General features: G+C 41.2%; 16 protein-coding genes. 3 read left to right on the top strand and 13 right to left on the bottom strand.

Annotation, left to right across the window (positions count from 1 at the left end):
* Positions 1-322: 322 nt before the first annotated feature.
* The 5 genes from QQK89_RS14065 to QQK89_RS14045 all read right to left on the bottom strand — a co-directional run bounded on the left by QQK89_RS14065 (position 323) and on the right by QQK89_RS14045 (position 5932).
* Entirely contained in the window at positions 323-1318 is a 996-nt protein-coding gene (locus QQK89_RS14065; RefSeq protein ID WP_284239192.1) for a nucleotidyltransferase domain-containing protein, read from the bottom strand.
* Between the two features lie 373 nt (positions 1319-1691).
* Positions 1692-2195: an RNA polymerase sigma factor gene (locus tag QQK89_RS14060; RefSeq protein ID WP_284239191.1), complete on the bottom strand. Its 504-nt coding sequence runs from the start codon at positions 2193-2195 to the stop codon at positions 1692-1694.
* A 161-nt stretch (positions 2196-2356) separates the two neighbouring features.
* Positions 2357-4012 (bottom strand): extracellular solute-binding protein, encoded by a 1656-nt coding sequence (locus QQK89_RS14055; RefSeq protein ID WP_284239190.1) that lies wholly within the window; start codon positions 4010-4012, stop codon positions 2357-2359.
* A 58-nt stretch (positions 4013-4070) separates the two neighbouring features.
* Positions 4071-4961: a carbohydrate ABC transporter permease gene (locus QQK89_RS14050; protein WP_284239189.1), complete on the bottom strand. Its 891-nt coding sequence runs from the start codon at positions 4959-4961 to the stop codon at positions 4071-4073.
* An 11-nt stretch (positions 4962-4972) separates the two neighbouring features.
* A complete protein-coding gene (locus QQK89_RS14045; RefSeq protein ID WP_284239188.1) occupies positions 4973-5932 on the bottom strand; it encodes an ABC transporter permease in 960 nt (319 codons plus the stop codon).
* Between the two features lie 325 nt (positions 5933-6257).
* Here QQK89_RS14045 and QQK89_RS14040 point away from each other — a divergent pair, with 325 nt between their 5' ends.
* Together QQK89_RS14040 and QQK89_RS14035 are read left to right on the top strand one after the other, a co-directional pair.
* Positions 6258-7877: a sensor histidine kinase gene (locus QQK89_RS14040; protein WP_284239187.1), complete on the top strand. Its 1620-nt coding sequence runs from the start codon at positions 6258-6260 to the stop codon at positions 7875-7877.
* Positions 7852-8640 carry a response regulator transcription factor gene (locus QQK89_RS14035; RefSeq protein ID WP_284239186.1) on the top strand — a complete coding sequence of 263 codons (789 nt, stop codon included), beginning with the start codon at positions 7852-7854 and terminating at the stop codon, positions 8638-8640. Before QQK89_RS14040 ends, QQK89_RS14035 begins: the two co-directional genes overlap by 26 nt.
* A gap of 162 nt (positions 8641-8802) precedes the next feature.
* Here QQK89_RS14035 and QQK89_RS14030 read toward each other — a convergent pair whose 3' ends face one another.
* Positions 8803-10305, bottom strand: a complete 1503-nt coding sequence (locus QQK89_RS14030; RefSeq protein WP_284239185.1) for an L-fucose/L-arabinose isomerase family protein — start codon at positions 10303-10305, stop codon at positions 8803-8805.
* Positions 10306-10424: 119 nt separating this feature from the next.
* Here QQK89_RS14030 and QQK89_RS14025 point away from each other — a divergent pair, with 119 nt between their 5' ends.
* Entirely contained in the window at positions 10425-11300 is an 876-nt protein-coding gene (locus QQK89_RS14025) for a helix-turn-helix domain-containing protein (RefSeq protein ID WP_284239184.1), read from the top strand.
* A 172-nt stretch (positions 11301-11472) separates the two neighbouring features.
* Here the strand turns inward: QQK89_RS14025 and QQK89_RS14020 are convergent, their stop codons facing one another.
* The 7 genes from QQK89_RS14020 to QQK89_RS13990 all read right to left on the bottom strand — a co-directional run bounded on the left by QQK89_RS14020 (position 11473) and on the right by QQK89_RS13990 (position 25684).
* A complete protein-coding gene (locus QQK89_RS14020) occupies positions 11473-12096 on the bottom strand; it encodes an alpha/beta fold hydrolase (RefSeq protein ID WP_284239183.1) in 624 nt (207 codons plus the stop codon).
* Between the two features lie 298 nt (positions 12097-12394).
* Positions 12395-15151: a family 78 glycoside hydrolase catalytic domain gene (locus QQK89_RS14015; protein ID WP_284239182.1), complete on the bottom strand. Its 2757-nt coding sequence runs from the start codon at positions 15149-15151 to the stop codon at positions 12395-12397.
* Between the two features lie 148 nt (positions 15152-15299).
* A complete protein-coding gene (locus tag QQK89_RS14010; RefSeq protein WP_284239181.1) occupies positions 15300-17669 on the bottom strand; it encodes a glycoside hydrolase family 95 protein in 2370 nt (789 codons plus the stop codon).
* Between the two features lie 24 nt (positions 17670-17693).
* Entirely contained in the window at positions 17694-20423 is a 2730-nt protein-coding gene (locus QQK89_RS14005; RefSeq protein ID WP_284239180.1) for an alpha-L-rhamnosidase, read from the bottom strand.
* A 74-nt stretch (positions 20424-20497) separates the two neighbouring features.
* Positions 20498-22171 carry an extracellular solute-binding protein gene (locus QQK89_RS14000; RefSeq protein WP_284239179.1) on the bottom strand — a complete coding sequence of 558 codons (1674 nt, stop codon included), beginning with the start codon at positions 22169-22171 and terminating at the stop codon, positions 20498-20500.
* 101 nt (positions 22172-22272) lie between these two features.
* Positions 22273-23943, bottom strand: a complete 1671-nt coding sequence (locus QQK89_RS13995; RefSeq protein ID WP_284239178.1) for a response regulator transcription factor — start codon at positions 23941-23943, stop codon at positions 22273-22275.
* The gene (locus QQK89_RS13990) at positions 23921-25684 is read right to left on the bottom strand and encodes a sensor histidine kinase (protein ID WP_284239177.1); all 1764 of its coding nucleotides are present in this window, start codon (positions 25682-25684) and stop codon (positions 23921-23923) included. The genes QQK89_RS13995 and QQK89_RS13990 overlap by 23 nt, the downstream gene beginning before the upstream one ends.
* Between the last annotated feature and the right edge of the window lie 2 nt (positions 25685-25686).

Raw genomic sequence — 25686 nt, 5'->3', positions numbered from 1 at the left:
GCTGGTAAAGTTGACAAGCTATTAGCTGGTATAGTTGAACAAATTGCCTTCCTGCCGGGAATGTTATGCTCTGTTATATGCAAAGATTTCTACATAAATTAGTTCTGTCGGGAATAAGATCATGTTCTTGTCAAAATCGGGAATAACATTAAGTTCTTGTCATTATGAGTTCTTGTCATCATGATTTGACAACAACTTTATACCATAACATAAAAAAGCCCGCAATTTTTGCGGCTTTAATGAAGTATTGTTCTTGTCATCCGACTCTGCCAGCGGAAACCGCTTCTCTCTAGCAGGTAACTATTTATTCAGACTCACAAAGTTATACTTTGTCATTGATCAATGCATTGTATTGTTCACGGTACAAAGCCGCCATATCCCTTATGTTATCTTTTGTCACCTTGTCATAATCAAGAAACCTGTACAGCTCAGGATTTGAAAGACAGAAAAACTCCCTATTCATAATTTCCTGGTTCTCATTATCGGAAGATTGAAGAAGATGTACGCACCATTTATACACGTAAAGAATGCTAGTCTCATAACCCCATTCAAGATTCTGATCTACAGCGTTTTGTAGAAAAGGTACGGAATTACTACCCCAGCCTGATTGAGCCAGATGGTAAATAGCTGGTTGTGCTTGAAACAATCTTTTCTTCATCTCAGGTAGGGGATTCTTTAGACAGAATAATTGGATAAAAGCTTTATAAAAAGACTCAAAACCAAATTTTTTTGCATTTTGCTTCAGCAAGTAAATGGTCCTGTTTTGACTTCTAGGTAAAATATTATAGTGCCAATAATAAGCCAACAATAGGTCGTTCATTCCTAATCGTAAATGAGCTAACGCCGTTATATCGTTCTCGGAATCCAAAAGTTCCATAGCTTGCTTATATCTTTGATCGGCAGCAGTTAAGGAGTTGTCCCTTTTGGACTGAGTAACTTCGGGATGGAATAGTGTTGCATCATAAACATCTTTAAACCGCATTAATATCCCCGATGGATCGTGCACAATGCGGCATTTATAGATTTGAATTGGAAATTGCAGTACATTGTTCATTAGTGAATCTCCATCTGCCAGAAACTCTTGTATGTTTTGCTTTTTTATTTGAATAATTTCCACTCCAATATTATTCAAATAATTAAAGTAGTCGAGATCTTGCAAATAGTCCTCTACGACCACGCATAGCTCCAAATCAGAATACTTCCAAGCCATGCCTCGAGCCACGCTCCCGCCAATTGCAACTCCCAAAATGCCAGGATGGTCAACATACTGAGTAGCGATTCGGTTTACGGATTCATAAAGTTGCTGTTTCCAATTCATATTCGCTCACCTTATTTCATTGAATTAGATTCACGCTTCCCGCTTTTTTATAACTCTAATGAATTATGCTTAGATCAAAAAATGCGTAACAAAACATCAGCTAGCGATTTAATTATATTGTACGGTTCGCACTATTTCTTTTACTAGTGGGCTCTGTTTATTTTTAGGTATCATTTCAGAACCTGTACATATTCGCCATATTACCAACCCGACTGCAATTATTTTGTAATTTCCATACTTCTGCATAAAAAATAGAGCTCGGACAAAAATATGTCCAACACTCCACATGTTAAAACTCTGCGATACATTGCTAAACGAATGCGGAACAACACGTTATATTACTCCTTCAAACGGTGCTCCAGTAAATCACTTATTACATAATGTCCTTTAAGGATATATCATTTAGTCTCACGCGAAGCAGCCTTAGCGCCAGATACAACCTAGTTTTTACGGTATTTACATTGAGTTGAAGTATATCAGCTATCTCTTCTATCTTTAAATCCTCAAAATAACGAAGGACCACAACTTCTCTGTATCGAGAGGGCATATCCTCGACTGTCCTGACCAGATCGATATTTGTGTATGTGTCTTCCGTTCCTGGAATGTAAAATTCCAGATTGTCTAAGCACATTACATTAACTCTCTTATACTTGCGTATAAAATCCAAAGCAGTGTTGACTACGATACGGTAGAACCAGCTCTTGACCACTGCCTTATCATTCAAAAGATCAAAACTTCTTATGGCTTTATAAATGGCATCTTGCACTATATCGAGTGCATCCTCTTTATTTTTGACATAGCTATATGCAAGCCGGTAAATGTTTTCTTTGTTCTCTGCAATATAATTCATAAGTATAGTTTCAGTCTTTTCATTCATATCCTGCAACTCTTCTCTCTATATGATCAATCTCTATTTTGAAACAAAAACAGCACTCCTTGTCTCCAAGGGATGCTGTTTTCAAATTTGCTAAATGCCATATTCCACCTTTAAACTCTTGCAATATTATTCTCTTTAAATGTGTAACAATTGCACAAGACCTATTGGTTAGACGGCCAAGCAAACTTGATGCCAAGCTTCGTTTTCGCATCTTGGAATGCTTTATTCTTATAATCATAAAGCTGCTGATAGCCAAGCTTATTCTCTTGTGCCGGCATTTCCTGGAACAGTTTTTCCACTTCCTGCTCATTCTTGGCAAGAATGATTTTTGCCGTCATTTTTGCGCGGTAATCTTTGATCTTTGCATCAATACCTGCTTCAGTAGTCCCCCCCTGAACCGTTGTTGCTTCGAAGGCGAGATCATCATACACATGTTTCTCAAAGAATTGGTCATGTTCAACCGTTAATTGCTCGAAATCATTGGTCGGTGCTGGGGAAGTTCGTTTGACCGGCACCCAGTTAATGAGCCAACCGAACGAATCATTACCGTATTTGCGTTTAGCAGCATCCGGGTCAGCAGCGAAATCCTTGACTCGTTGTTCCGTGAATTTAACTTTACCATTCTCGTCGAAATCCCATGCGATGCCCTTTGGTCCGTATAGAACATTGAGGGAAGATTCATCAGTAGATAGGTACTCAAATAATTGAATAATACGGTCCTGATATTTGCTCTTGCTGGAAATCATCGAGAGCGTCCATCCAGATAATGGACTTGGTGTGAAATGCCACTCATTGCCTGCATCGCCCTTCATTGGACCAACAGGAACATAAACCGCTTTGTTGTCCGCTTGGTAAAGCGCATCCCAAGTGATTAACGAGCCCATCTTAGCAAACACGCTGCCCGCAGCAACCTTCTCTTTCTTCTGATCGTCCGTCAGTGTCACGCTATCCTGTGGTAAGAGACCTTCTGTATATAATTGATTCAGGAACTTGAACGCTTCCAGCGACTCAGGTGTCCGCATCGTGTCCTGCCAACTGCCATCCTTCGCTTCTGGAGATGCTCCGAAGAATTCTAATGTATTGGTATGATCGAAATAAGCTGGAATGATATCAAAGCCATTGTATTTAATTTTGGCATCTTTTACTTTTTTCAGCGCTTCAATCGTGCCCTGCTTTGTATTAAAGTCTTCTGGCTTGATGCCAAGCTGATCCATAATATCTTTGCGGGCTACTACATCCGTATGTGTGGCTAATGAGTCTACGCCCTCTTGCATCTGTTCCTTGGCATAGAAGTAGTTAGGCAGCCCGTAGAAATGTCCGTCTTCATTACCGTACCAGTCCTGGATGGATTGTGGAACTTTGAAATCTGGCGCATACTTCGTAATCAGTTCATCAAGCGGAGCAACAAGTCCTGACTTCTCCAACACTTTTCTTTGAGGAATAACATTCCACATGGTAACAACATCAGGAATATCACCCGAAGCGATCATAGCACTCAGCTTCTCATCATTCCCACTTGTTACTTCAACTGTGATCCCTGTAGCGTCCGTAATCATTTTATCAACAAGAACATTTTCAGCATCCCATTGCTTCTTGTACCAATCACCATCAACAAACCACTTAATTTTAACCGGTGTTTTGTCTACTGTCTCTTCCTTTGTACCATTACTTCCTTCGGTACCTGCATTGTTGGTAGGGGTAGCACTGTTGGTCTCTTTGTTTCCAGAATTCCCATCATTCCCTCCAGAACATGCCGATAACATTGTAGTAAGCATGACTAGACCAAGCATCATTTTTAACTTACCTGACTTAAACATTCTTTGTTACCTCCCCTTATAATGTTTATATCTTGTTAACCCGCTTGTTTGGCGGAGACTAACCTTTAATCGAACCGATCATGATCCCTTTTACGAAATACCGCTGCAAGAATGGATAAATCAATAAGATCGGAGCAGTCGTTGCAATCATCATTGCGAGTTTGAGCGTTTCTGGACTTATTTTCTTCGCTTGCTCCGGCACGAGCGCTGCTGCCTGAGAGCTCATCCCTTGGGCAAAGGTTGCATCGGTTACGACTCTCATCAGGAATAACTGAATCGTTTGAAGTGAATCAGACGAAGTAAACATTAAAGTATCGTAGTATGAATTCCAGTGCCCTACACCATTAAATAGCGCAATGGCAGCAAGCGCCGGCATAGACAGTGGGATAATAAATTTCAAGAAGATTCGGTACTCTCCAGCTCCATCGATCTTCGCTGACTCAATAAGCGATTCTGGAATGGTTCGGAAGAACGATAATAGTATCATCATGTCCCATACACTGAACAGCCCCGGTATAATAAAGACCATAAAATTGTCCAGTAAGCCAATATCTCGATACAGCAAGTAAGTAGGAACTAGTCCACCACCGAAAAACATAGGAATCATAATATAAATCATATAGGCCGATTTCCCCTTCAAATTCGGCCTTGAAATGCCGTAAGCAATCAGCGCTGTAAATAACACATGTGTCAGAGTGCCCAGGAGAGTTCTAGCAGCTGTAATCCAATAAGCGTGATAAATTGTAGGGTCTGAGAATACAGCGATATAATTGCCCCAAGTGAAACTCCTTGGCCAAAAATAAACACCTCCTCTCATATAATCCATTCCTTCATTTAGAGAACCTGCGATAGTGAACCAAAATGGCGCAAGTGTCAAAAACATAATGATGAGCATCACAATTGTATTAAATACGGAAAACCATTTTTCTCCTCTGCTTTGTACTGTCATTCTCGCTCCCCCTAAAACAAACCATTATCTGTGATTTTCTTGGATAAATAATTAGCGCCGAATAGTAAGATAACAGCAACAACAGACTTAGCTAATCCCGCTGCTGTTGAGAAGGAATATCTCATCTGCTGTAGACCGGTCTTGTAAACGTAGGTATCAATTGTTTCACTCGTGTCCAAATTTAATGGGTTTTGTAAGACCAGAATTTGTTCAAACCCTGTATTCAGAATGGCGCTTATCGCAAAGATGAGCATTATCACTATGGTTCCCATAATACTTGGCAGTGTGACATACCACATCTTTTGCCATTTGCCAGCTCCATCAATCGTAGCAGCTTCATACATATCCTGATCCACTCCGGAAATAGCTGCGATATAGATGATTGCTCCCCATCCGAGTCCCTTCAGCACTTCCCCTGAAACGAGAATGACCCAAAAGTTACTGGCTTCGCCAATGAAATTCACCGGTTCAGAAATCACACCCATCGATACAAGTAAATAATTAAGGATGCCATTTGTTGGTGATAATATGGTAAGAATTAAGCCTCCGAATACGACCCATGATACGAAATGAGGTAAATAGGAGATTGTCTGTACGAACCGTTTAAACTTCTGTGTTGTAATTTCATTCAGCAACAGGGCAAACAGAATAGGTGCTGGGAATCCAATCATCAGGTTTAAGCCGTTAATAGCTAGCGTATTTCGCAAAACTGTATAGAGGTTTGGGTCTATGAAAAACTCTTTAAAATGAGAAAAGCCTACCCATGGTGAACCTGATACTCCAGCAAACATGTCGTAATCTTTAAATGCAATTAAGATGCCGTACATGGGGTAGTAAGCAAAAATGAATAAAAAAATGATTCCTGGCCACACCATACTTTGTTGCTCAAATTGTGCTTTTAACCGGAACCATCGTATTGAACGCTTCCCAATCTTCTTTGTCTCCCTTGCTGTATCAAACGTACCGTTCATCCTTTCACATCCCCTTACCTTCATTCCATTTCTTTTTTTGTTACCGCTTACATTCGATGTGTTTATCATATTCGAAGGAGATGTGCAAAAAAATATCATCGTTTCAGAATTGATACCCTTATTTCAGGTTTCTGCAAAAACACATTCTCTTTATTGTATAATGAATAAAAATTAAACGAGGAACTCACCCATGTATCGTGTTACCTATAATCGCCTAAGCATTAAGCAGCGACTTACTATCTCTTATATTGTTTTCATCCTATTCCCTTTCTGTCTTCTTTCTATTAATTCTTATCATCAAACTCGGACACTCCAGAAGGATCAAATGAAGAGCAATATGGACCAAACTATCTCTATTCTGAAGAGCGGACTCGAAGGTAAGCTTAACCTGGTCGAAAGTGTTAGCCATAATATCAGCTACAATACCCAGCTGCAAAACTTTCTAAGTGAACCTTTTGTGATTGAAAATGGTTCTATGGATCAGTACATCCAGTCCATCAAACCGATTGTATATTATGGCCTTCAGTACAATCAGGTAGATATAAGCAGTATTATGATCTACATGAACAATCACAGTATTCCAGAAGGGTTTGGAAGCTTTAATTATGATACGGCGGCCAAAGGAAAAGATTGGTACGACTCATTTATGAAATCCAACAAAAGGTCATATTGGATTTTCATTCCTGAAGAAGGGGCTTATTCCTTCCTCCAAAAAATAGTAACAATGGAAGGGGAGTTTCTTGGTGTTTCCCGTGTCTCTATACTCAAGAAAGACTTATTTGTAACTCTTAATGATTCGTCTGCTGATACTTCAGGTGTATACATCAAGGATGCCAGCGGACTTATCATATATGGCAAAAGACAGGCATTGGTAAATAAGCCAGTCGCAGATGAGCAAATGGAATGGAAAGGGAGTTTATATATCCAAAGCCCAATTGATAGATTAAACCTTCAGGTCGGCATGTCCCAGCGGATTCCGCGTTCCCTAGGTTCCTATCAGCTTCTGACGATGGCAGGGTTCATTGCCGCAATCATTTTATCCATACTAATGTTCTATCAAGTACTTAAAATGACGTTTGTCAAAATTAAAGCTAGTATGCGTGCCATGGATCATTCCATCCGGACTGGATTTTCTGAAATGGTCCCTGTGGAAAGAAATGATGAAATCGGAGTCATTTCTGAGAAATTTAACACGCTTCTCGTTCAGATCAATAGGCTGGTTACAGATATGGTTAAGCGCGAAACCATACACAAGGATGCTCAACTCAAAGCACTTCAGGCTCAAATTAATCCTCATTTCATCTACAATACGATTAACTTGTTTAGTGCCAAAACGGAATTAGCAGGTCTATATGACGTATCAGAAGCATTTGCCGATTTTGGCCAAATGCTTCGATACAATATGAATGGTCAGTCCGAATTCGCGACCGTAAAACAAGAAATTGATCACGTAGAAAGTTACATCAGGCTTCAGCAGATGAAATACGGGGAACGTCTGCAGTTTCAATGGTCCGGTTCTTCTTCCTTGCTGCAAATGCTTATGATCCGATTTATTCTACAGCCGATAGTAGAGAACAGTATTACACATGGAATCAGTAAACGTGACCAACTACTTATTTCTCTTGATATAAATCTTAACGATCAGAATGAAATGGTCATTGTCATAACAGATAACGGGACAGGTATTTCTGAGGGCAAATTATATGTACTTCATGAGTTATTTCAACACGGTCAGGATGTTGTACCGCCACTATCAACTGTTCAACAAACAGGTAATGGAATAGGATTGTCCAACATTAATAACCGTCTACGGCTCTTTTATGGAGAAGCTTATTCCATCAAGATGGAAAGTGTCGAAGACCTCTTTACTAGGACCATTCTCACAATACCTTGCCAGTTGGAAAAGGAGGCTTATGATAATGCTGAACCTCATGATCGTAGATGATGAAGAATTGATTCGCGAAGAAATCAAATCAAAAGTAACTCGCTTAGCACACCCTTTAATCGGAGGCATCATGCTGGCAGCCGACGGCCAAGAGGCTAAACAACTGCTTCATGATTTTAAACCGCAAATTGTTATTTCAGATATTCGTATGCCTGGTTTAGACGGTCTTTCCCTTATACGCGATTCTTTCCAAACTTCCCCGGATGTAAAGTTCATTGTGCTTAGTGGGTATGGCGATTATGAATATGTCCGTGAGGCATTTAAATATGGAATAGTTGACTATCTTCTCAAGCCCGTCCGTCTATCGGAGCTGGAAAATCAATTAAATCTTGCCGTCCAGCTATGTTTAGATTCATCATCCAAAGAAGATATAAAGGCAACAACTAACTTATCAATTAGCGAAGCTAATCCCATTAATAGTCAAAGCCATATATCCTCAAAATCTTTAATTGGCATCGTCAAGAAGTATATTGAAGAACGTCCTTACGGAGAAGTAACACTAGCGGAAGTATCTAATTTGGCATCCATGAATTACACATACTTCAGTACTTGGTTTAAGGAAGAAACGGGCTTTACTTTCTCCGCCTACATCATGCGATTAAAAATGGAACAAGCCAAAAAGTTGCTTGAGAATCCAACCATTCGCGTGAGTGAAGTTGCTCAAAAGATTGGATATGATAATATTTATCATTTCTCCAGAGCATTCAAAAATTATACAGGTTTATCTCCAAAAGATTATCGTAAGTGTACAAACATTATTTGAGTAGATGATCGTCCCCCAGGATGGTCAATCTACGTGAATACCTTTAGTTCTGAAATCATGCCACTGATTATTAAATAACCAAACAAAAAAGGGGCTTACATTCAAGTAAGCTCCTTTTTTATTCCATTTAACGCACGAAAGTAATTCCCCTTCATTTACAAATTACAAAGTAACATGCACCATATCCATTAGTTCTCCTACCTTCTGAAACAACGAAGCGTTATGCCCAATTGACAGTGCACAGTGATGTGTCGGTGCTTCATTAAACCACTTGCTCATGTATTCATCCGGATGTTGGTTGAATTTGACTGGCGTCTGTGTGTTTCCGATCCGCATAATCGGTCCATTCTTGGATTGGCCCTCACTAATAATCAACTTCATTTTCCCATCTCCGGTCTGCGTCAGATTGAGAGTTGTAATTGGTCCGGTTCTTACCTTAGCTTCCACAGAAACTCCTGTCCCCTGTTTGCCATGGTACAGTCCCATGCCTCGCAATATTGGTTTTCCATCCGAAATAGCTACATGGAAAGGTCCATCATGACCAAGGAGTATCGTCTCATCAACGTAATCTACAACTACAATTTCTGAGAAGCTGCCGCCAGTGCCCAGAATATCACATATTTTCATAGCGATATTCGTCTTGAGATCTCCTTCTCCAGCGCACGGTATACCTTTAGCCGTTAGGAGGGAGTGACCGACGATAAAGCCTCCTTGCAACTTCTCATACTCACCACCAGGTGCACCATGATAATAATAAGTGAGTGCATCAAGATCATACTCTTTAACCAATTTCTCCTGTGCTACGGCTACTTTACACGACCAGTCCAGCTGCTCTTTCGTCGGGCGTTTTGCAATTGGATCGCTAGGTGAATCGCCGCTAATTTGAAACATATAATGGACTTCTTCTAATTTCACCTTCGCTTCCTTAGGTGTTACCGAATTTAACATCCTATCCAGATCACACATCTCCAACACTTCGAGATGAAGGCCCGTTTGAGCTTGAACCATAGTAAAGTCACTATACATATCCAACATGCCGCTGTACGTGTTTCCTAAGAAACCGAACCTGCCATGTTGCAGCGTACGCGGTACGGCTGCTGCACGAACCCATTCTTCAATTTCCTTCCAAGCACGCTGCGCTTCCTTACGTTCATTCGTCGTTTCGTTCGTCATTGAAATGGCTGGGGTATAATCGAGTCCGAGTAGACCATTGACCACACGAAAAGGAATAGACGCGCGGTTAAAAGCATTCGCAAACTCAGGAACCGGACATGCTCCACAATGAGCTAACCATTCTCCAGTCGTAGACTGCTCATAGTTTATTCGTTCCGTAGGCTGCAAATTCAAGAAGATGACAGGTGCTTTATTGATCTGGTGAACGGGCAGCACGGTCGAGCTAGTCGAATAGGTTGCAGCGTGACAAAAAACAAGATCTACTTGACGTTCGTTTAACCATTCACCAGCCCGTCGTCCTTCACCCTCTGTATCAACCAAGCCAAAGTTGTACACCTCTCCCCAGGCCGACATTCGCTTTTCTATAAACTGTCCGTATTCGATCAAACGTTCGCGTAGCCCGGGAAACTGATCCCAATAAGCGCGAAGCCCTACTGAATAAAGACCAATTCGTGGTTTCTTCGCCGATTTCAATGCCGGATATAAAGACATGTTTACCCCTCCAGTTGCCTATGCAATAATAGAATATAGTTGTATAGTAAGGGCTTTCAAACAATAATTCATCCAACAATGTTGTTTAATTATCATAGAATATTGGGAGGTTATTCAGCATGGGAATATATCAAGAAAGAGCTTTGCATGCATGGACAAAAGATTCAATTCGAATCATCAATACACCATCGGATTTCGCCAAATCCGCTCTCTTTTACGTACAGGAAGTTGGCCATTTCTTTACCCATTCCTCTTATTTTACCGAAAGAGAACATTTAGATTCTACTCTAATTGTGTATACCGTATCAGGAAAAGGTACACTCCATTATGCCTCCAAAACATATACTCTTCTACCTGGGCAACTTTTCTTCATCGACTGCAAGCTTTATCAATATTACGCCACTGAGATGGAGCAGAATTGGGAGATATTATGGGTTCACTTGAATGGTGTTTCTGTACGTGCTTATTATGAACAGTTTACCGATCGGGCGAACCCTGTTCATATTTGCTCCCAAGATTCCACTATCCCATCTATCATACATGAGTTGATTCAACTACACCGTGTCAAAAGTGTCCGACACGAAATTATGGCATCACAACGAATAGTTGAGCTATTAACCGAGTTGGTCCTATCTGATTCTGTATTCGAATCGGAGGATAAGGATATCCCTTTATACATTACAGAGATCCTCCAGCTCATTGAAAATCGTTACTTCGAGAAAATAACGTTGGATGCTTTATCTAAACAATTCGCCGTCAATAAATACCATTTAATAAAAATATTCAAGAAATATATAGGGTTCTCTCCGGGCGATTTTATAATTAATACGCGTATAACCAAAGCAAAGGAACTGCTCAAATACTCCGACCATACGATTTTGGAAATCTCGCATCTAATCGGTATTGATAACGTCAGCCATTTCATCAATCTATTTAAAGATCGAACCGGTCTTACCCCGCTTTCGTTTCGCAAGAGTTGGCAAGTTCCAAAATAACCTATAAAGCAATCAGTTACATTTCTCCCTCGAAAAACAGGTACAATGACAGCCCTCTGAGATGAACCTATAATCTTAAAGGTTCATCTCAGAGGGCTGTTTGGTCCCCTTATTAAACTATTAGGCTTTACCGAACGTCACCACCAGCATACAAAGAGTATCCATTTTTCTTCTAACGCAGTCCATTCATCCATTTTATTAATGCATCCGTTACAGCTTGCTGTTGGTCTTCTCTAGATATAGCAGCGTTATAATCACCTTTTTGGAAGCCATAAGTACCAAATTGACCATGATTTCCTCCCTTGATCGAAACATACATGGTTTGCTCGGGCAAATTTGTTTTCGCTTCCTCCCAGCGTTTAAGGTTAAGGACACCATCATTTGTTCCAGTAATCTGTAAGGCCGCTATGTCTGTCTTACTTAAATCCCCTTCATCGTCTGCATAAGAGGCCAAAAAATAAACACCTTTAATGGATTTATAATTTTTGGAGGCATAGCGAGATGCAAACACTCCTCCCATGGAATGACCACCTATGATGTAGTTATCATTTGGATGCTCTTTAATAAAACTATCTGCGGCATTCTGTTTCAATATAGCTAGATTGAATGGCATTTTCGCTATATATACACGGTGCCCCGCTATGGCTAGCTTCTGAGCAATGGTAGAATAACTCTCCGGCTTTACTAGTCCACCAGGATAAAAAATAACATCTGGTTGAAGGACTGCTCCCTTTACTGGTTCAAAACGATATCCACCGTGAATATTATGAACGGTTACTTGAGTATTACTTTCCAACTTTACTACCGCTTCCGGCAGGGGTTTGTATGTAATCCTATTTAGAATAATTGCAATTAATATTGTAATTAATAATACAATTACTACTCCCCAGAGCAGCCTCCTACGCAACAAAAGAAACACACCTTTCTTTATGATTAGCTTTAATTACTGAGCTTACCGTACCCCTCATTGATATACTTTCCCGAATCTGATTCATTCTAAACCTACTCGAGCCTATGCTCTCGCATGAGAAACCAACCTAGACATAACAAAGAAACAATCCGGCGCACATGGCTCCGGATTGTTTCTTTACTTATCATCTAACCGTAAACTTATAGTTGCCAGATCCTATGCCAGAAATCCAATAGGCTTGATCTTGCTGTCGTACACTTAACTCGCCAACATCGTAAGATAACAGCTCATCACCTATTGCTGGCATACCTATTTCTGCGGTCGTCCCTACAGGTATTTGAACTTCTAAATGCAAGCCTTCACTATTGCGGTAATATTTCACACTTATAACCCCATACGAAGAGGTTACGTTTCCTTCTACTTCTTCTATTGTCTGCATAAGGGCAGGCTCAATTATTATTTTCTTATAGCCTGGCGCTGCCATTCTGATTCCCAGCACATAGCTCGTTAACCATTCTTTCACATGACCCATCATGGCATGATTTCTTGAACGCACCATAGTACCAAGCCAGAGTTCCTCGAAATTCCAATACTCCGGCAATGTAGTGAGATTTTTATCAACAAAATATTTATAGCTTGGCTGTGTATCATTCATAACCATTTTATAGACGACGTCACTTTTACCATATTGCCCTAATGATGCAAATACTTGCTTTAATCCTACTTCACCCGAAGACAAATGATAATCTCTAATTTCGACTGCTTCCTGAAGTTTATTAATTGAACTCTCTCTATTTTCCTCAAGAATAATTCCGCTAAAAAGAACACAGCCATAACTTGTTTGGCTGGAATTTCCGTAGTTCCTGTTCTCGGGCTGGTAGCATTCCTTATGGCTATGGAATTTTTCTTGTACATCTGCCGCTTTGGATGAGTAATGTTCAACTTCATCGTGATGTTCTGTTAGAGCTGCAATGTTGGCCATTGTCTTTAACAAATAATAATAAGCACAATTCTCTACCAGCACTTTCGGTGTTGTCTCATTTAATTGTCCCCAGTCACCCATCTGAGCATAGTCATTTAAAAGTCCATTTTTCGTCTGAGTTTCTAAATAAGCCATGTAATTCTTCATGGTGGCATACGCTTTCTTCAATACAGTAGAATCCCCATAAACCTGATAATATTCCCATGGGGTGAGAATACACGAGCCACTCCAGTTCGGGTCTCTATGCAAGCCTACGATACGATGATACTCAGGTGCAATGGCAGGTATATAACCAAGACCTTCGGAATCGCCGTTGTCTATGTCGGTTAGGTTTGTTTGAGAGTCAATCATATCTTGCGTAATCTTTGGGATCCATGAACGGATATCATACCCCGCTGTAATAGACCGAAACATTAAATGTATGGTTTCAAGCCATCCTAATTTTTCAATTTGCGGGCAATCCGTAAACGAGAAGAACATGTTGCTTTCAATAGAACGTTCCGTTATCTCATTTATCTGATTCAATACTACATTCGAGGTTTTAAATGTTCCGGTTTTCTTATTAGCTACGCGCAGTACGCAGCAATTGAAATTCTCAACAGTTGCTTCTCCAACAAATCCAGAAACTTCAACATACTGAAACCCTTGATAGCAGAAAATAGGATGCCAGCTTTCATCTCCCGTTCCTTTTATCGTATAACTGTTCGTGATAGTACAATGGTATTTCTCCGACCAGCTCTGTGTACAGGAAGATTGATCTACGCCTGAATGATCATTATATAGCGTTTCTGCCGGCAGCATCCGAATGGTCGCTCCTCGATCCATCGCAGTCATGCCCCGCAATATTAGCTCCGGGAACCCGGATACATTTCGCCCCATATCGACTAGCAGATTACCGTTCTCCAGTTTTGATATAGAAGCAGCTGGAAATTTCTCCATTATATTAACAGGATTGAATTCCCTACCCTTTAATTTACCTAGCGGTTTCTTCATTACAACTGCTTTACTCCAACCCATTCTGTCAGTGCCTGGCATATTCCAGCCGTCTATTTCCGCTGTCGCATCATAATCCTCGCCACCAAACCAGTTATTAAATGTGATGGGACTATCTGTTAGTCTCCAATTCTCATCCGTAGCTGCAATATATTGAACCTCTCCATCTGCATATGTAACTTCTAACTGTGCTATAACTTTTTTATCACCGTACAGCCCTTGTCTCACATATCCGCCGTCGTTTTTCTGATAGCGATGTTCTGGAGCTTCGGTATGATCATCCAGCAGCATGACTGGATCAACAAGAAAATTAACATACTGCCCATTACCGATAATGATTCCTATGGCGTTGCAACCATTATGCAACTTATCGAGAATATCATAAGTAGCATAATAGACTGTCTTGGAATAATCACTTTCGCCAGGACTAAAGAAAGAATCATCCAGCTGCTCACCATTAATGCTGGCATGAAACAATCCCAATCCACTAATGTACGCCCGGGCTTTCACGATACGATCAATATTGTCGACAGTGAAATCGATTGCCACCTGGGGAGCTGCTGACTTCTTACAATCCGCATTATCACCTTGACCAATCCAGCTAGCAATCCATTGACTGTCATCCAGAAGCCCCATTTCCCATGAATGAATAGAACTCCATTCCGCCTCAATACCACTTCTATCCCATACTTTCACTTTCCAGAAAACTGTCTGTCTTGATAAAAGTGGGATTCCTTCATACTCGATGGCATAATTTTTTTCTTTCTGTACTTTTCCCGAATCCCATAAGTCCCCACTGTTGTTCTGTAATAATACAAACGTAGAAGAAGCTATTATACGATACGCGGTTTGATACTGATCCTTTTCGTCTGATTCAAGTTTATAGCTTAGAATTGGACGCTTACTGTCAATCCCTATTGGATTGCTTAAATACTGTACTAAGAGTTCGCTGATTTTCATTGTCATGATTGTGCCTCCAATTATTTACTTTCAATATAGGCAACATCCCCGGACTGAATTCTTACATCCGAGGCTGATGCGGTGACTTGGAAGAAAAAAGGCATTATCTTAAGCATGTCCGGCAAAGGAACACCTGCTGATAATGCCCATCTATCTATACAAATTGTCCTTCTAAAGTAAAAATTTCTCCTTTGTTCAATTGAACTGAAGTCGAACTATTTTTATAAATAATCGTACATTTAATTAATTGATCTGCTGTTGCTGTAAATAAGGCTTTCGTAAGCTTTCCTTCATTAAAGTGGATATCGACAAGAAGTCCATCTTTAGCACGAAGCCCCTTCACATAACCATTTTCAAATTCGTCTGGCAATGCTGGCAATAGCCAAACTTTATGATTGTTACTTTGTAAGAACATCTCCGCAATACCGGCACAAGCACCAAAATTACCATCAATCTGGAATGGAGGGTGAGCATCAAATAGATTGGGATATGTCCCTCCTCCGTCAAGATAGTTGGTTTCATCGGTATGGACATATTGAAGCTGGCGCTTTAGCAGCTTTAGAGCTCGGTTACCATCATGTAGCCTTGCCCAAGCATTTATCTTCCATCCTAAGCTCCAGCCAGTACCGTCATCACCTCTTAGATTAAGCGAAGTTCGGCAGGCAGCTGCCAATTCAGGAGTATCCGTAACTGAGATTTCATGTCCGGGATGAAGTGGATAAAGGTGAGAAATGTGTCTATGATCCGGCTCTGCTTCTTCGAACTCTTCATTCCATTCTAAAAGTTGGCCTTTACTACCAATCTGATAGGGATAGAGACGATCTACCTTCTCCTGCAAAAGGTTGGCAAACGCAACATCCATGCTCAACAACTTAGAGCTTTGAATACAATTTATAAATATTTCTTTCACTATGGCCATTGTCATCGTGCATGTCTTGGCCACATTGCTTTTTTGCCCCTCATATATAAATGCGTTCTCCGGTGATGTTGAAGGCGACAGCATTAAATAACCGTCCTCGTCTTGAACCAAAAGGTCAATATAAAACTGTGCTGCTTTTTTCATAATTGGATATGCTGTCTCTTGTAGAAAAGTGTTATCCAGGGAGTATTCATAATGCTCGTATAAGTGCTGACATAACCACCCCGCCGACATTGGCCAGAATGCATACCCTGCTGTATTTCGGCTTTTATTACCAACTGGACTTGAATGCCCCCAAATATCGACATTATGATGAGAGGTAAAACCTCCAGCATCATAGTGTGTTTGAGCTGTCACTGAGCCTGTTTCTTTGAGCACCTCAATAAGATCAAATAGTGGTCGATGCAATTCGGATAAATTAGTTATCTCGGCAGGCCAGTAATTCATTTGGGTATTAATGTTTACGGTATAATTGGAGCTCCAAGGTGCACGAAGTTCCTTATTCCAAATCCCTTGCAAATTTGCTGGCGTCGTTCCTTCTCTTGAGCTTGCAATTAATAAATATCTTCCGTATTGGAAAATGAGTGTGTATAGCCCCTTATCATCCTGTGTCTCTCCAAATCGCTTCAATCTTTCATTCGTTGGGATATCGTAGTAAATATCTTCACCAAGATGAATATCCACTCTATTATATAGCGATTGATAGTCCACTACATGCTTCTGTTTAAGTTCATCATAACTTTGAAGCCGAACATGCTGCCAGTCGATCTCACAGTTTAATTGATAATCTTGCCCCTCCAGATACGGAAGCTTATTGAATCCATTAAAGCTCGTACGGATACATACTTTAATAACTACACTGTTCGCCATAGCAACCTCAATGCCATTCTCAGTTGTGGTTACAATACCCCCAATAGGATCTACTGAAGCAATCGTACGAAAAGCTATGCCTTTTTTCCGATCATCAGCTTCATAAATAATAGGATTTAGCGAATCGACATAATTGGGATCTACATGCGAAGGGCAGAGTCCATCGAGTATAACCTTATTGTCTTGTGCAAGTACCGAATATTGAAGTTGACTATCCATTGTCATATGGAAGCTAATCGATTGGGGCTGATCAGCGCTAAGCTTAATGACCATAGACTGGTCTACTGCTGATATAAACGCTTCGCGAGTATAGCAGACTCCTTGATGGACAAAGGATGTTGTTGATATGGCACTATCCAGATTGAGATCCCGATAATAATCGGAAACCAGACTTTTATTAATATTGTTGAAGGTCAGCTTCAAATTCCCTAAAGGCATATACGACTGGGTAAATGGACCAAGCATTTGGTCTTCTATTAGCTCTTGGCCTTCTTTGTACTTCTTCTGGTTTACAAGTTCCATTGCTTTATAATAATACTTACTAGCTCCCGGAACATTCGTATCCTTAGGATAACCGGACCATAGGGTATCTTCGTTCAACATAATAATATCCTGATCAGACTGAGAGTAGATCATCGCGCCTATTCTACCGTTCCCTAGCGGCAATGCTTCAACCCACTCATTGACCGGCTCTTGATACCATAATTTTGTAGGTTTACTTTGTTGTATCGACATGGGTAGCCTCCAATTCTCTATTCGCTAGACTTTCAGTGCAGAATGGAAACTATAAGTACCGGAACCAACACGTACATATACATGTCCGTCCTTCTCCTCTATAAGCTCCAAATCCCGCACAGCAGTCAATAATATACCGTTTTCCTTGATGTTATAAGCATTTGCTGTTGGAATCGCAATCACGACGGAAGAGGAAACAGGAATGGTTACATGCAAGGAGAGTGTTCCATCCGCACCTTTGTTCCATTGGACGTCCAAATTCCCTTGCGGCAGTATCTGCGATGCATTGACCCATTCTACCCCTTCTGCCAAATAAGGTTTAATCAGGAGCTCATACTCTTTGGTCCCGTCATAGTCAATTGAAATGCCTGCGAGAGCGGAATAAAACCATTCTTCAATATGTCCCATCATAAAATGATTCTGGGAATGACCATCTGTTGGTCCATCCCAGTACTCTGTTAAACTGGAAGCACCATGCGCTACTTGATAAGCGTAATAAGGCTTCTTCGTTTGTTCAAGCATCTTCTGAATGATGTCCGACCGCTCTTTACGAGTTAATGCTAACAGTGTAAACCTATGCCCGATTTCACCACTCGTAATCGCATAATCCCTCTGCTTAAGATCCTCAATAAGCGCTTCAATTGCTGCCGCATCCGTATCTGGCGTTGTAAGTCCAACTGCAAGAGGAGATGAGTTTGATGTCTGAGTGCCCGTGGCAAAATGTTTATGCTCTACATTAAACCACTCTTGCTCGAAAGCCCTTTTCACTTCATTTGCCAACTGCTCATAGTTGTATGCATCCTGCTCTTTGCCGAGCACACTAGCGATTTTAGACATTAGGATACAATCATAATAGTAGGTAGCCGTTGCTGTAATGCCTAGCGGCGTCTGATCCGAAGCCCCGTCAAGATTCTGCCAGACATTACCCCAATCCCCTAATCCATGACGAACAATATGATCAGATGATTTGGAATATAAATAGTCCATGTAGTGCTTCATGGAATCATAATGATCAGACAATACGCGAATATTTCCTTTATACCATTTGTAATAATACCAAGGAGCAATAATATAAGCGCTTCCCCATTCAGGAGAATCTACGAAACCATCTTCAAAGACCACATACTGAGGAGCTATGCTAGGCACAAGACCGTCCGTCGTTTGAGCTTCTCTCATATCTTCAAACATTTTCAAATAGAGAGCAGACAGATCATAGTTATACATAATGGAAGGCCCCATCAAATGGTACTCCTCAAGCCAACCTAGTTTCTCCCGGTGGGGACAATCCGTTAGCACGCTCTTAACATTGCTAAGAACCGCTTGCATGATGAGTTTATGAATGCCATTCCAATCCTCTCTTGAACACTCAAAGCTCCCGGTCGCAGTTAAATCAGGGTAAATCATTTCCCCAAGCAGCTCCAACATAGTCAGCATCGGAGCCTGTTCTGTGTCGGTACAATCCGTAATAGCCGAATCTTCGATCTCAATCTGTATATACCTGAATCCAGAATAACTAAACCTCGGATACCAGACTTCTTCCTCTTCACCCTTTAACGTATAAGAAAAGGATTGTGGAGCTCCCGTATACTCCTGACTAACTTTGCCTTGGTCATCCAGCAACTCTCCTGGAATTAGCTTGATCGTTGTTCCGCGGGTCCCCTTTACCCGAAGATGGGGTCTTCCCGAGAAATTTACACCAAAGTCATACACACGTACATCAGGTACTGTCTCTGAAATATGTTTTACTTCGTACCTTTTCATAACTTTGTTAGGAGGTATTGGATAAGATCGGAGTTTGCCTGTTGGCGGTGTAACTAATGCTGCATTATCCCAGTCTCCCGTAGGTTTGAAATAAGGCTTATCCCACCCTGGCTTCTCCATTCTTGCATCGTAATCTTCTCCTCCGTATACACAAGAAAAAGAGATGGGCCCTGGTGCCATCTCCCACTCTGGACCGCTTGTCACCAGTATAGTATCGCCATTGACCAGTTCAAGTTCAAGCTGCATAATCGCTTTAGGCAGTCCGTAGCTATCTTTGAATTTCTTATACCGATCACCAGTTATATTATAGAATCCATTGCCCAGCATGATACCAATTGCATTGCGACCGCTGCGTATATGCTCCGTGACGTCGTAGGTGCAATACATACAGGTATGATCATAGTCGGTCCAGCCTGGCTCCAGTACATTGTCCGTTACAGGATCACCATTCATATGCAGATCGAATTGGCCCAATCCGCATATATAAGCAGTAGCTCGGATGACAGCGCTGCCAACTTCGAATTCATGACGCAGCAGAGGCATAGGATAGGTGCCTGGTGAAACACCTTCTGGTGTCCATGCAGTGGCAATTGGCTCAGTAAGACCGATCCATTTTGCCTGCCAATCATTTGGACGAAGCAATCCCATACTCCATGAAGCGGCCTGGCTCCACTCGCTGTTTCGACCAATTCCATCACGAATCCGTACTTTCCAGAAGTAACGAGCTCCGCTCTGAAGCTCTTGTCCTTGATAGCAAATGGAAGTGTGTTCATCCGAAACGATAAAACTGCTATCCCACATGTCAGCTTTCTCAGGCTCCAAATCATCTATTTGGCTTGCCACCAAAATTTGATAACCCTTTTGAAACAAACCCCGTTCCTCGGAATCAATTTCGAATCTCCAACTTAATGCCGGATGGCTTGCCTCTATTCCAAGTGGATTGGTCGCATGTTCTGCCTGTAAGGATATAACTTGTATTGGACTTATTGACATGATAATCCCTCCAAGGATTAATAAACACTTGCCACTGGTACTAACACCAGTGGCAAGTGTTTATTCGAATTAACTTACGGTTTTAACGTATCATTGACTTCTTGTGTAATTTGATCGCCACCAAGCTTCTTCCAATTCTCAACGAATTTATCGAATGCATCGATAGATTCTGCACCATAAATAATTTTAGTGAATGTCTCAAGCTCCAGCTTATCTAAGGTTGCTTTCTTGGTATCCATGGTCTTGGTATTCGCAAAGATATAATCATTAGCAATGGTCAAATTATTATCCATGTAATATTTAAGCACCCCTTGGGAGCTTTCTGGACCAAATATCCGCTCATTCCACCATTGTGTCATATCGCCTGCTCGATACTTAAGAATTCCTTCGTAATAGCCCTTTTCCTCCGTATTCAACTTGGAAGGATCATTAGCTTTGAGCGCTTCCGACACGTTCACTTGCGCTTTTACGTTTTTATTAGGAGGGAGCACCGAAACAACTGCAGCATGCCACGCTTGGTCACTTTCGCCTGTGTACTTTTTACGTTCCGTTGCAGAGCTCTCTCCATACATTTTCTCGACTTGGAAATTCAACAGCTTTATTAGGGCTTCAGGATGCTCATAGCCTTTACGGACAACATAAGCATTGGAATTTGGTGCAGGCGTCTGAGCGTAAGCCTTTTCTCCATCAATTGAAACGACCGGGTATGGAACCCAATCCGCTTCTTTGTTCGTTTTAATCACTTCACCCAGATTAAATGGCGCGTACATCGGCCCGAAAATCATACCAGCTTTGCTATTGTTAACGGTCTCAAGTGCTTTATCAACGTCTTTTGTGCCGAATTCCGGATCAATGATCCCCTCTTTATAAAATTGTTGAAGCTGTGCCAAAGCTTCTTTCACTTGAGGCTGAATAGTGCTATAAACGTACTTACCTGATGCATCCTTCACCCAGCTTCCCAATTGGGCATGGTATCCGTTGAAGAATGCCGTCGGCTGAAGCATACCATCTTGATAAAGACCTTTGGAGATAACAAATCCATACGTATTGTTCTTACCGTCACCATCAGGATCGTTTTTCGTGAATGCATTTGCAATAGCAATGACATCTTGCATCGTCTTCGGCGCTTCCAGATTTAGCTTCTTCATCCAATCTTGGCGAATCCAGATCATTGGAGCAGAATCAAGCACCCCTGTATAATTAGCAATCGCATATAGTTTGTCATCAAATGTAACTGCTTTCATACCCAATTTGTTATCAGCCTCAACCATGCTCTTCAGGAGTGGGGAAGCGTATGTCTCATAAACGCTAGTCAAATCTTCCACTTTGTCTGCTTCGATGAGCTGTTTCAATTGTGTCCCGTTAACCGTCATCAAATCAGGCAAATCTCCACCAGCCAGTGTGACATTCATCTTATCACCGAAATTGGCTGCGGGTACGATCCAGTTATACGTTACTTTAATACCCAGCTCATCTTCATATCCTCTTGTCCAGGAATTATTGTCTACCGTATCGCCTTCTGGCAGGAAGCTCTTAGCTGCCTCATCTTTGACAGAGGTAAGAGTAATCGGTGGATCATATTTCGATAGAGGACCGGTATCCGCAGGAGCATTCGTTGCAGAATCACTAGGGCTGCTGTTTGGACTACTTTCCTTGTTTGAATTGTTACTGCACGCCGTTACCAACATTAATGAAGCAACGACTAGCGGAGCAATCCATTTTACACGTTTCATTCTTTTTCTTTGCACGCTTGTAACCCTCCCAATGTATGAATCACTTTCTTCTATTATTGTAGGGTTTGACCAATCCATCCTACTAGTGGGCTGTGTTGACTTTAGGTATCTTCCTTTTACTTTTTCACAGACATAAGCTCCCGGTATTCCGTTGGCGTACATTTCATCGTTTTTTTGAAAAACCTAAAAAAATAATGGGGATCAGCAAAGCCAAGCTTAGAAGAGATATCATGAATTTTCATTGAACTCAAGCTGAGTAGTTCCTTGGCTTTCACAATCTTTAACCGGATAATGTAGTCAGATATCGATTCACCGGTATGTTTCTTATACCATCTGGATAAGTAAGAGGGATTGAGCGCCACTTTTTCGGCAATTCGGGTCAATGACAGATCGTCTTCCAGATGGGTATGAATATAGTGGTGGATATTTGCGAGCATCGGCAATTCGTCTCCTGCAAGCTTGCTCTCCCAAAAACCTCGTTCAAATATAAGATTCATCCATCGTTGAAATCTGTTTAATGCTTTCATCCAAGCAATCTGGGCATCAAATCGAAGAAATAAAAGCCAATCCTCTCGGCTTTCAGCGTGCTCCTTAAGGTCCAAGGTATCAATAGTCATCAGCAACTGACTGGAGATAACATGCAAGATTTGCATTTTATCGAATGGATCTTCCGGTCCTTCCTCACTATAAACTCCGCAAAAATCTTTAAAATGCCTATCTGCTTCCAGTCGATCTCCTTGCATTAAAGCTTGGAATATCATTTGAATACGCTGCATGGCCTCTTTTTTATAATCCCGTTCTTTATCCGTCATCTCACTATATTCCTGATTGTTTAGAGGAACCAACATCCACTTCTCCATACCTGCGCTTGGTCCTTGTAAAAGTGCTAATTGAATTCGACTCAAGGTTTTGGATGCACGTCCCCAATTTACAAAACTGTCACTTAGAGCGACCGATACCGATATGTTCAAATACTCCCGGCAAGCTTCCTGGAAGGTTTCTAGCGTACCGTGAATAAATCGAAGCAAGTGATGTTCATTTTCCTTCATACTCACGTACCAGTCTGCTGCTTGAATGAAACAAACCAGCGATGTATGGTCGATATCCGTGCATCTAATAACTGCTTTCTCCCCAAGCAATTCTTCTGCAATGTTGCCAATCCCATACATCATTAACCTACGATCTTCGTCTCCCTCGTACTTCCCCCAGTCCTCTATTGTAATTGCTGCAAGAAGGATAGGTTTCTCCATACGAAACGGCATTTGCAGCGCGTCAAAGGCAGCCTGCTCCAAGCGGGCTGAACCATATGACGAGTTAAGAATATCTTTCAACAATTGATTCTGTAGACCAATAATCACTTTAGGCATTTTCTCTTTAAGAAGGACCCTCTGATGGCTTATTTCAAGTTCATCCCTTACAAGCTGGATAGCGCGCAAGACTGTCTCTTTTATGCGATCCATCCCTTCTGTCTTCAGCAAGTAATCTACAACAACAGGGCTTCTTATCGCTTGATGCGCATATTCAAACTCATTGTGCCCAGTAAGCAATACCACTTTGCAGCGCGACCATTTCGTCTCGATTTCTTTCACGAGCTCCAGACCATTCATGATCGGCATGCATACATCGCTCAGTACGACATCTACCTTAACCTCATCCAGCCAATCCATCGCCTCCGAAGTCGTATAAGCCTTCAGCACGTCCAGATCATAACGATTTTCTTTTATAAAATACTCATATAAGCCATCCACGATATGCGCTTCATCATCAACAATCAGCAGTCGGAACATCTGTCTCTTCCCTTTCTAATGGAAACTTTAATTCTACCCTCATTCCTCCCAAATCGCTTCTCGATATCGAAACGCCATAGGGAGCGCCATAACGAATAACCATTCTTTTGTGCACGTTCAAAAGCCCGGTGATTTCCTGATGGGTAGATAATAGTGAAGAGTCATTAAGCATACGCATTATTTCCGATAACTTCATATCCGTTAATCCTTCTCCGTTGTCCTCTACTATAATGGTCGCGCTGTTCTCTTGTAATTGGAAGCTCAGACTCAATAGCCCTTTGCTCTTGTTTTCTTTCAATCCGTGCTCGAAACCGTTCTCAACAATGGGCTGCAATATTAATCTTGGTACTCGGACACGTTGCAACGACTGCGGAACCTCTTCATAGAATACCGATATTCTTGGAGCAAACCGAATTTCCTGTAAAGACATGTAATTAACAGCGTGCATGACTTCTTCTTTCAATGAAACGTCCAGCTCTGCGTTGCGGGTAATGAATTGAAAATATTGACCCAAGTAACCAGAAAACTCCTTAATTCCATCTACATCTTCGAGCTCTGCCATTTGTTTGATCGTAAATAAGCTATTATATAAGAAATGAGGTGTGATCTGTGACTGAAGCTGCTTTAACTCTGCATCCTGCGAACGAATACGCTGCAAGTAATTGTCCTCTATCAGCATGTGCAAACGTTCAAGCATGTCGTTGAATCGGGTATACAAAAATCCAAATTCATCTTTGCGATAATGCCGTATCTTACCGTTTCGTCCGAACTCCACTACTTTAAAAGCAGTAGTCAGCTTACCTAGTGGCTTATAAATCAACCTTATAATCCAATAAGAAAACAACACGATAACAAAAATAGAGAAGAAAGTAATAATCCAAAGCCATCGGGTATAGATTTCGATAGGCTGCCGCAACATCGATTTCGGAATAACTTCAGCCAGTTGAATACCAAACTCCTCATTATTAATCGAATATATTCGATTATTCTCCGTTTCCAATCTTCGAACATCATCCGGCAGATGCTTTGTCTCATGCAAGTCATCCGATAATAGAGCCATAATGTCCGTCTCTGATACGCCTTGAGAATTCAAAGTGTACATTCCATCTCCGAATAGAAGAGTCGCTCCTCCAGAACCGGCTTCAGCGAATCCGTTCAGTGTCCTGATCATTTCTTTCGCGTTTATCTTAAATGCAAGCAGAAAGTTAGGCTCCATTGAGCTGTCAATCATATAAGGAACACTCATTGTGTAATATAGACTTCCAGCATACAAGGAAATCGAACTCTGCAAATTGCCTCTACTTTGCAATAAACCTTGTAACTCTCTGTTCTCGTAATTCGAAATGTACGTAAGCGCACTAATTTTTTTACCTAGCTCAGGCACATAATAAATCACATCTTCAATATAAGGACTCGACTGTTGAACTTGACGCAGCTTGCGATGAATATCGTTCATTCGTACAGAAACCTCATACGGGCTTAATACGGGATATTCAGTCGGAAAACCAACCAACTCGTAATCATTCGAGTATTCCGTAATGAGACTTGATATTCTCGTCATCTCGAATTCAAGGTGATTATTGTGAAACAAGAGCTTAGAAATGTTCGACTTGTCAACTTCTTTCCTCATCTGATCCGATCCAATGAAGGTTGACCATATACCTAGACCGTAAAGTGGAATAATAACGAGAAAGAAAGCAATAAACAGTTTTGTAAAAATAGAGTTCCAACGAAATTTCACGA

Source organism: Paenibacillus glycanilyticus (assembly GCF_030161375.1).
GTDB lineage: Bacteria > Bacillota > Bacilli > Paenibacillales > Paenibacillaceae > Pristimantibacillus > Pristimantibacillus glycanilyticus_B.
Note: the sequence above shows the minus strand (reverse complement) of the source record. Positions and strands in the feature narration are given on the sequence as shown.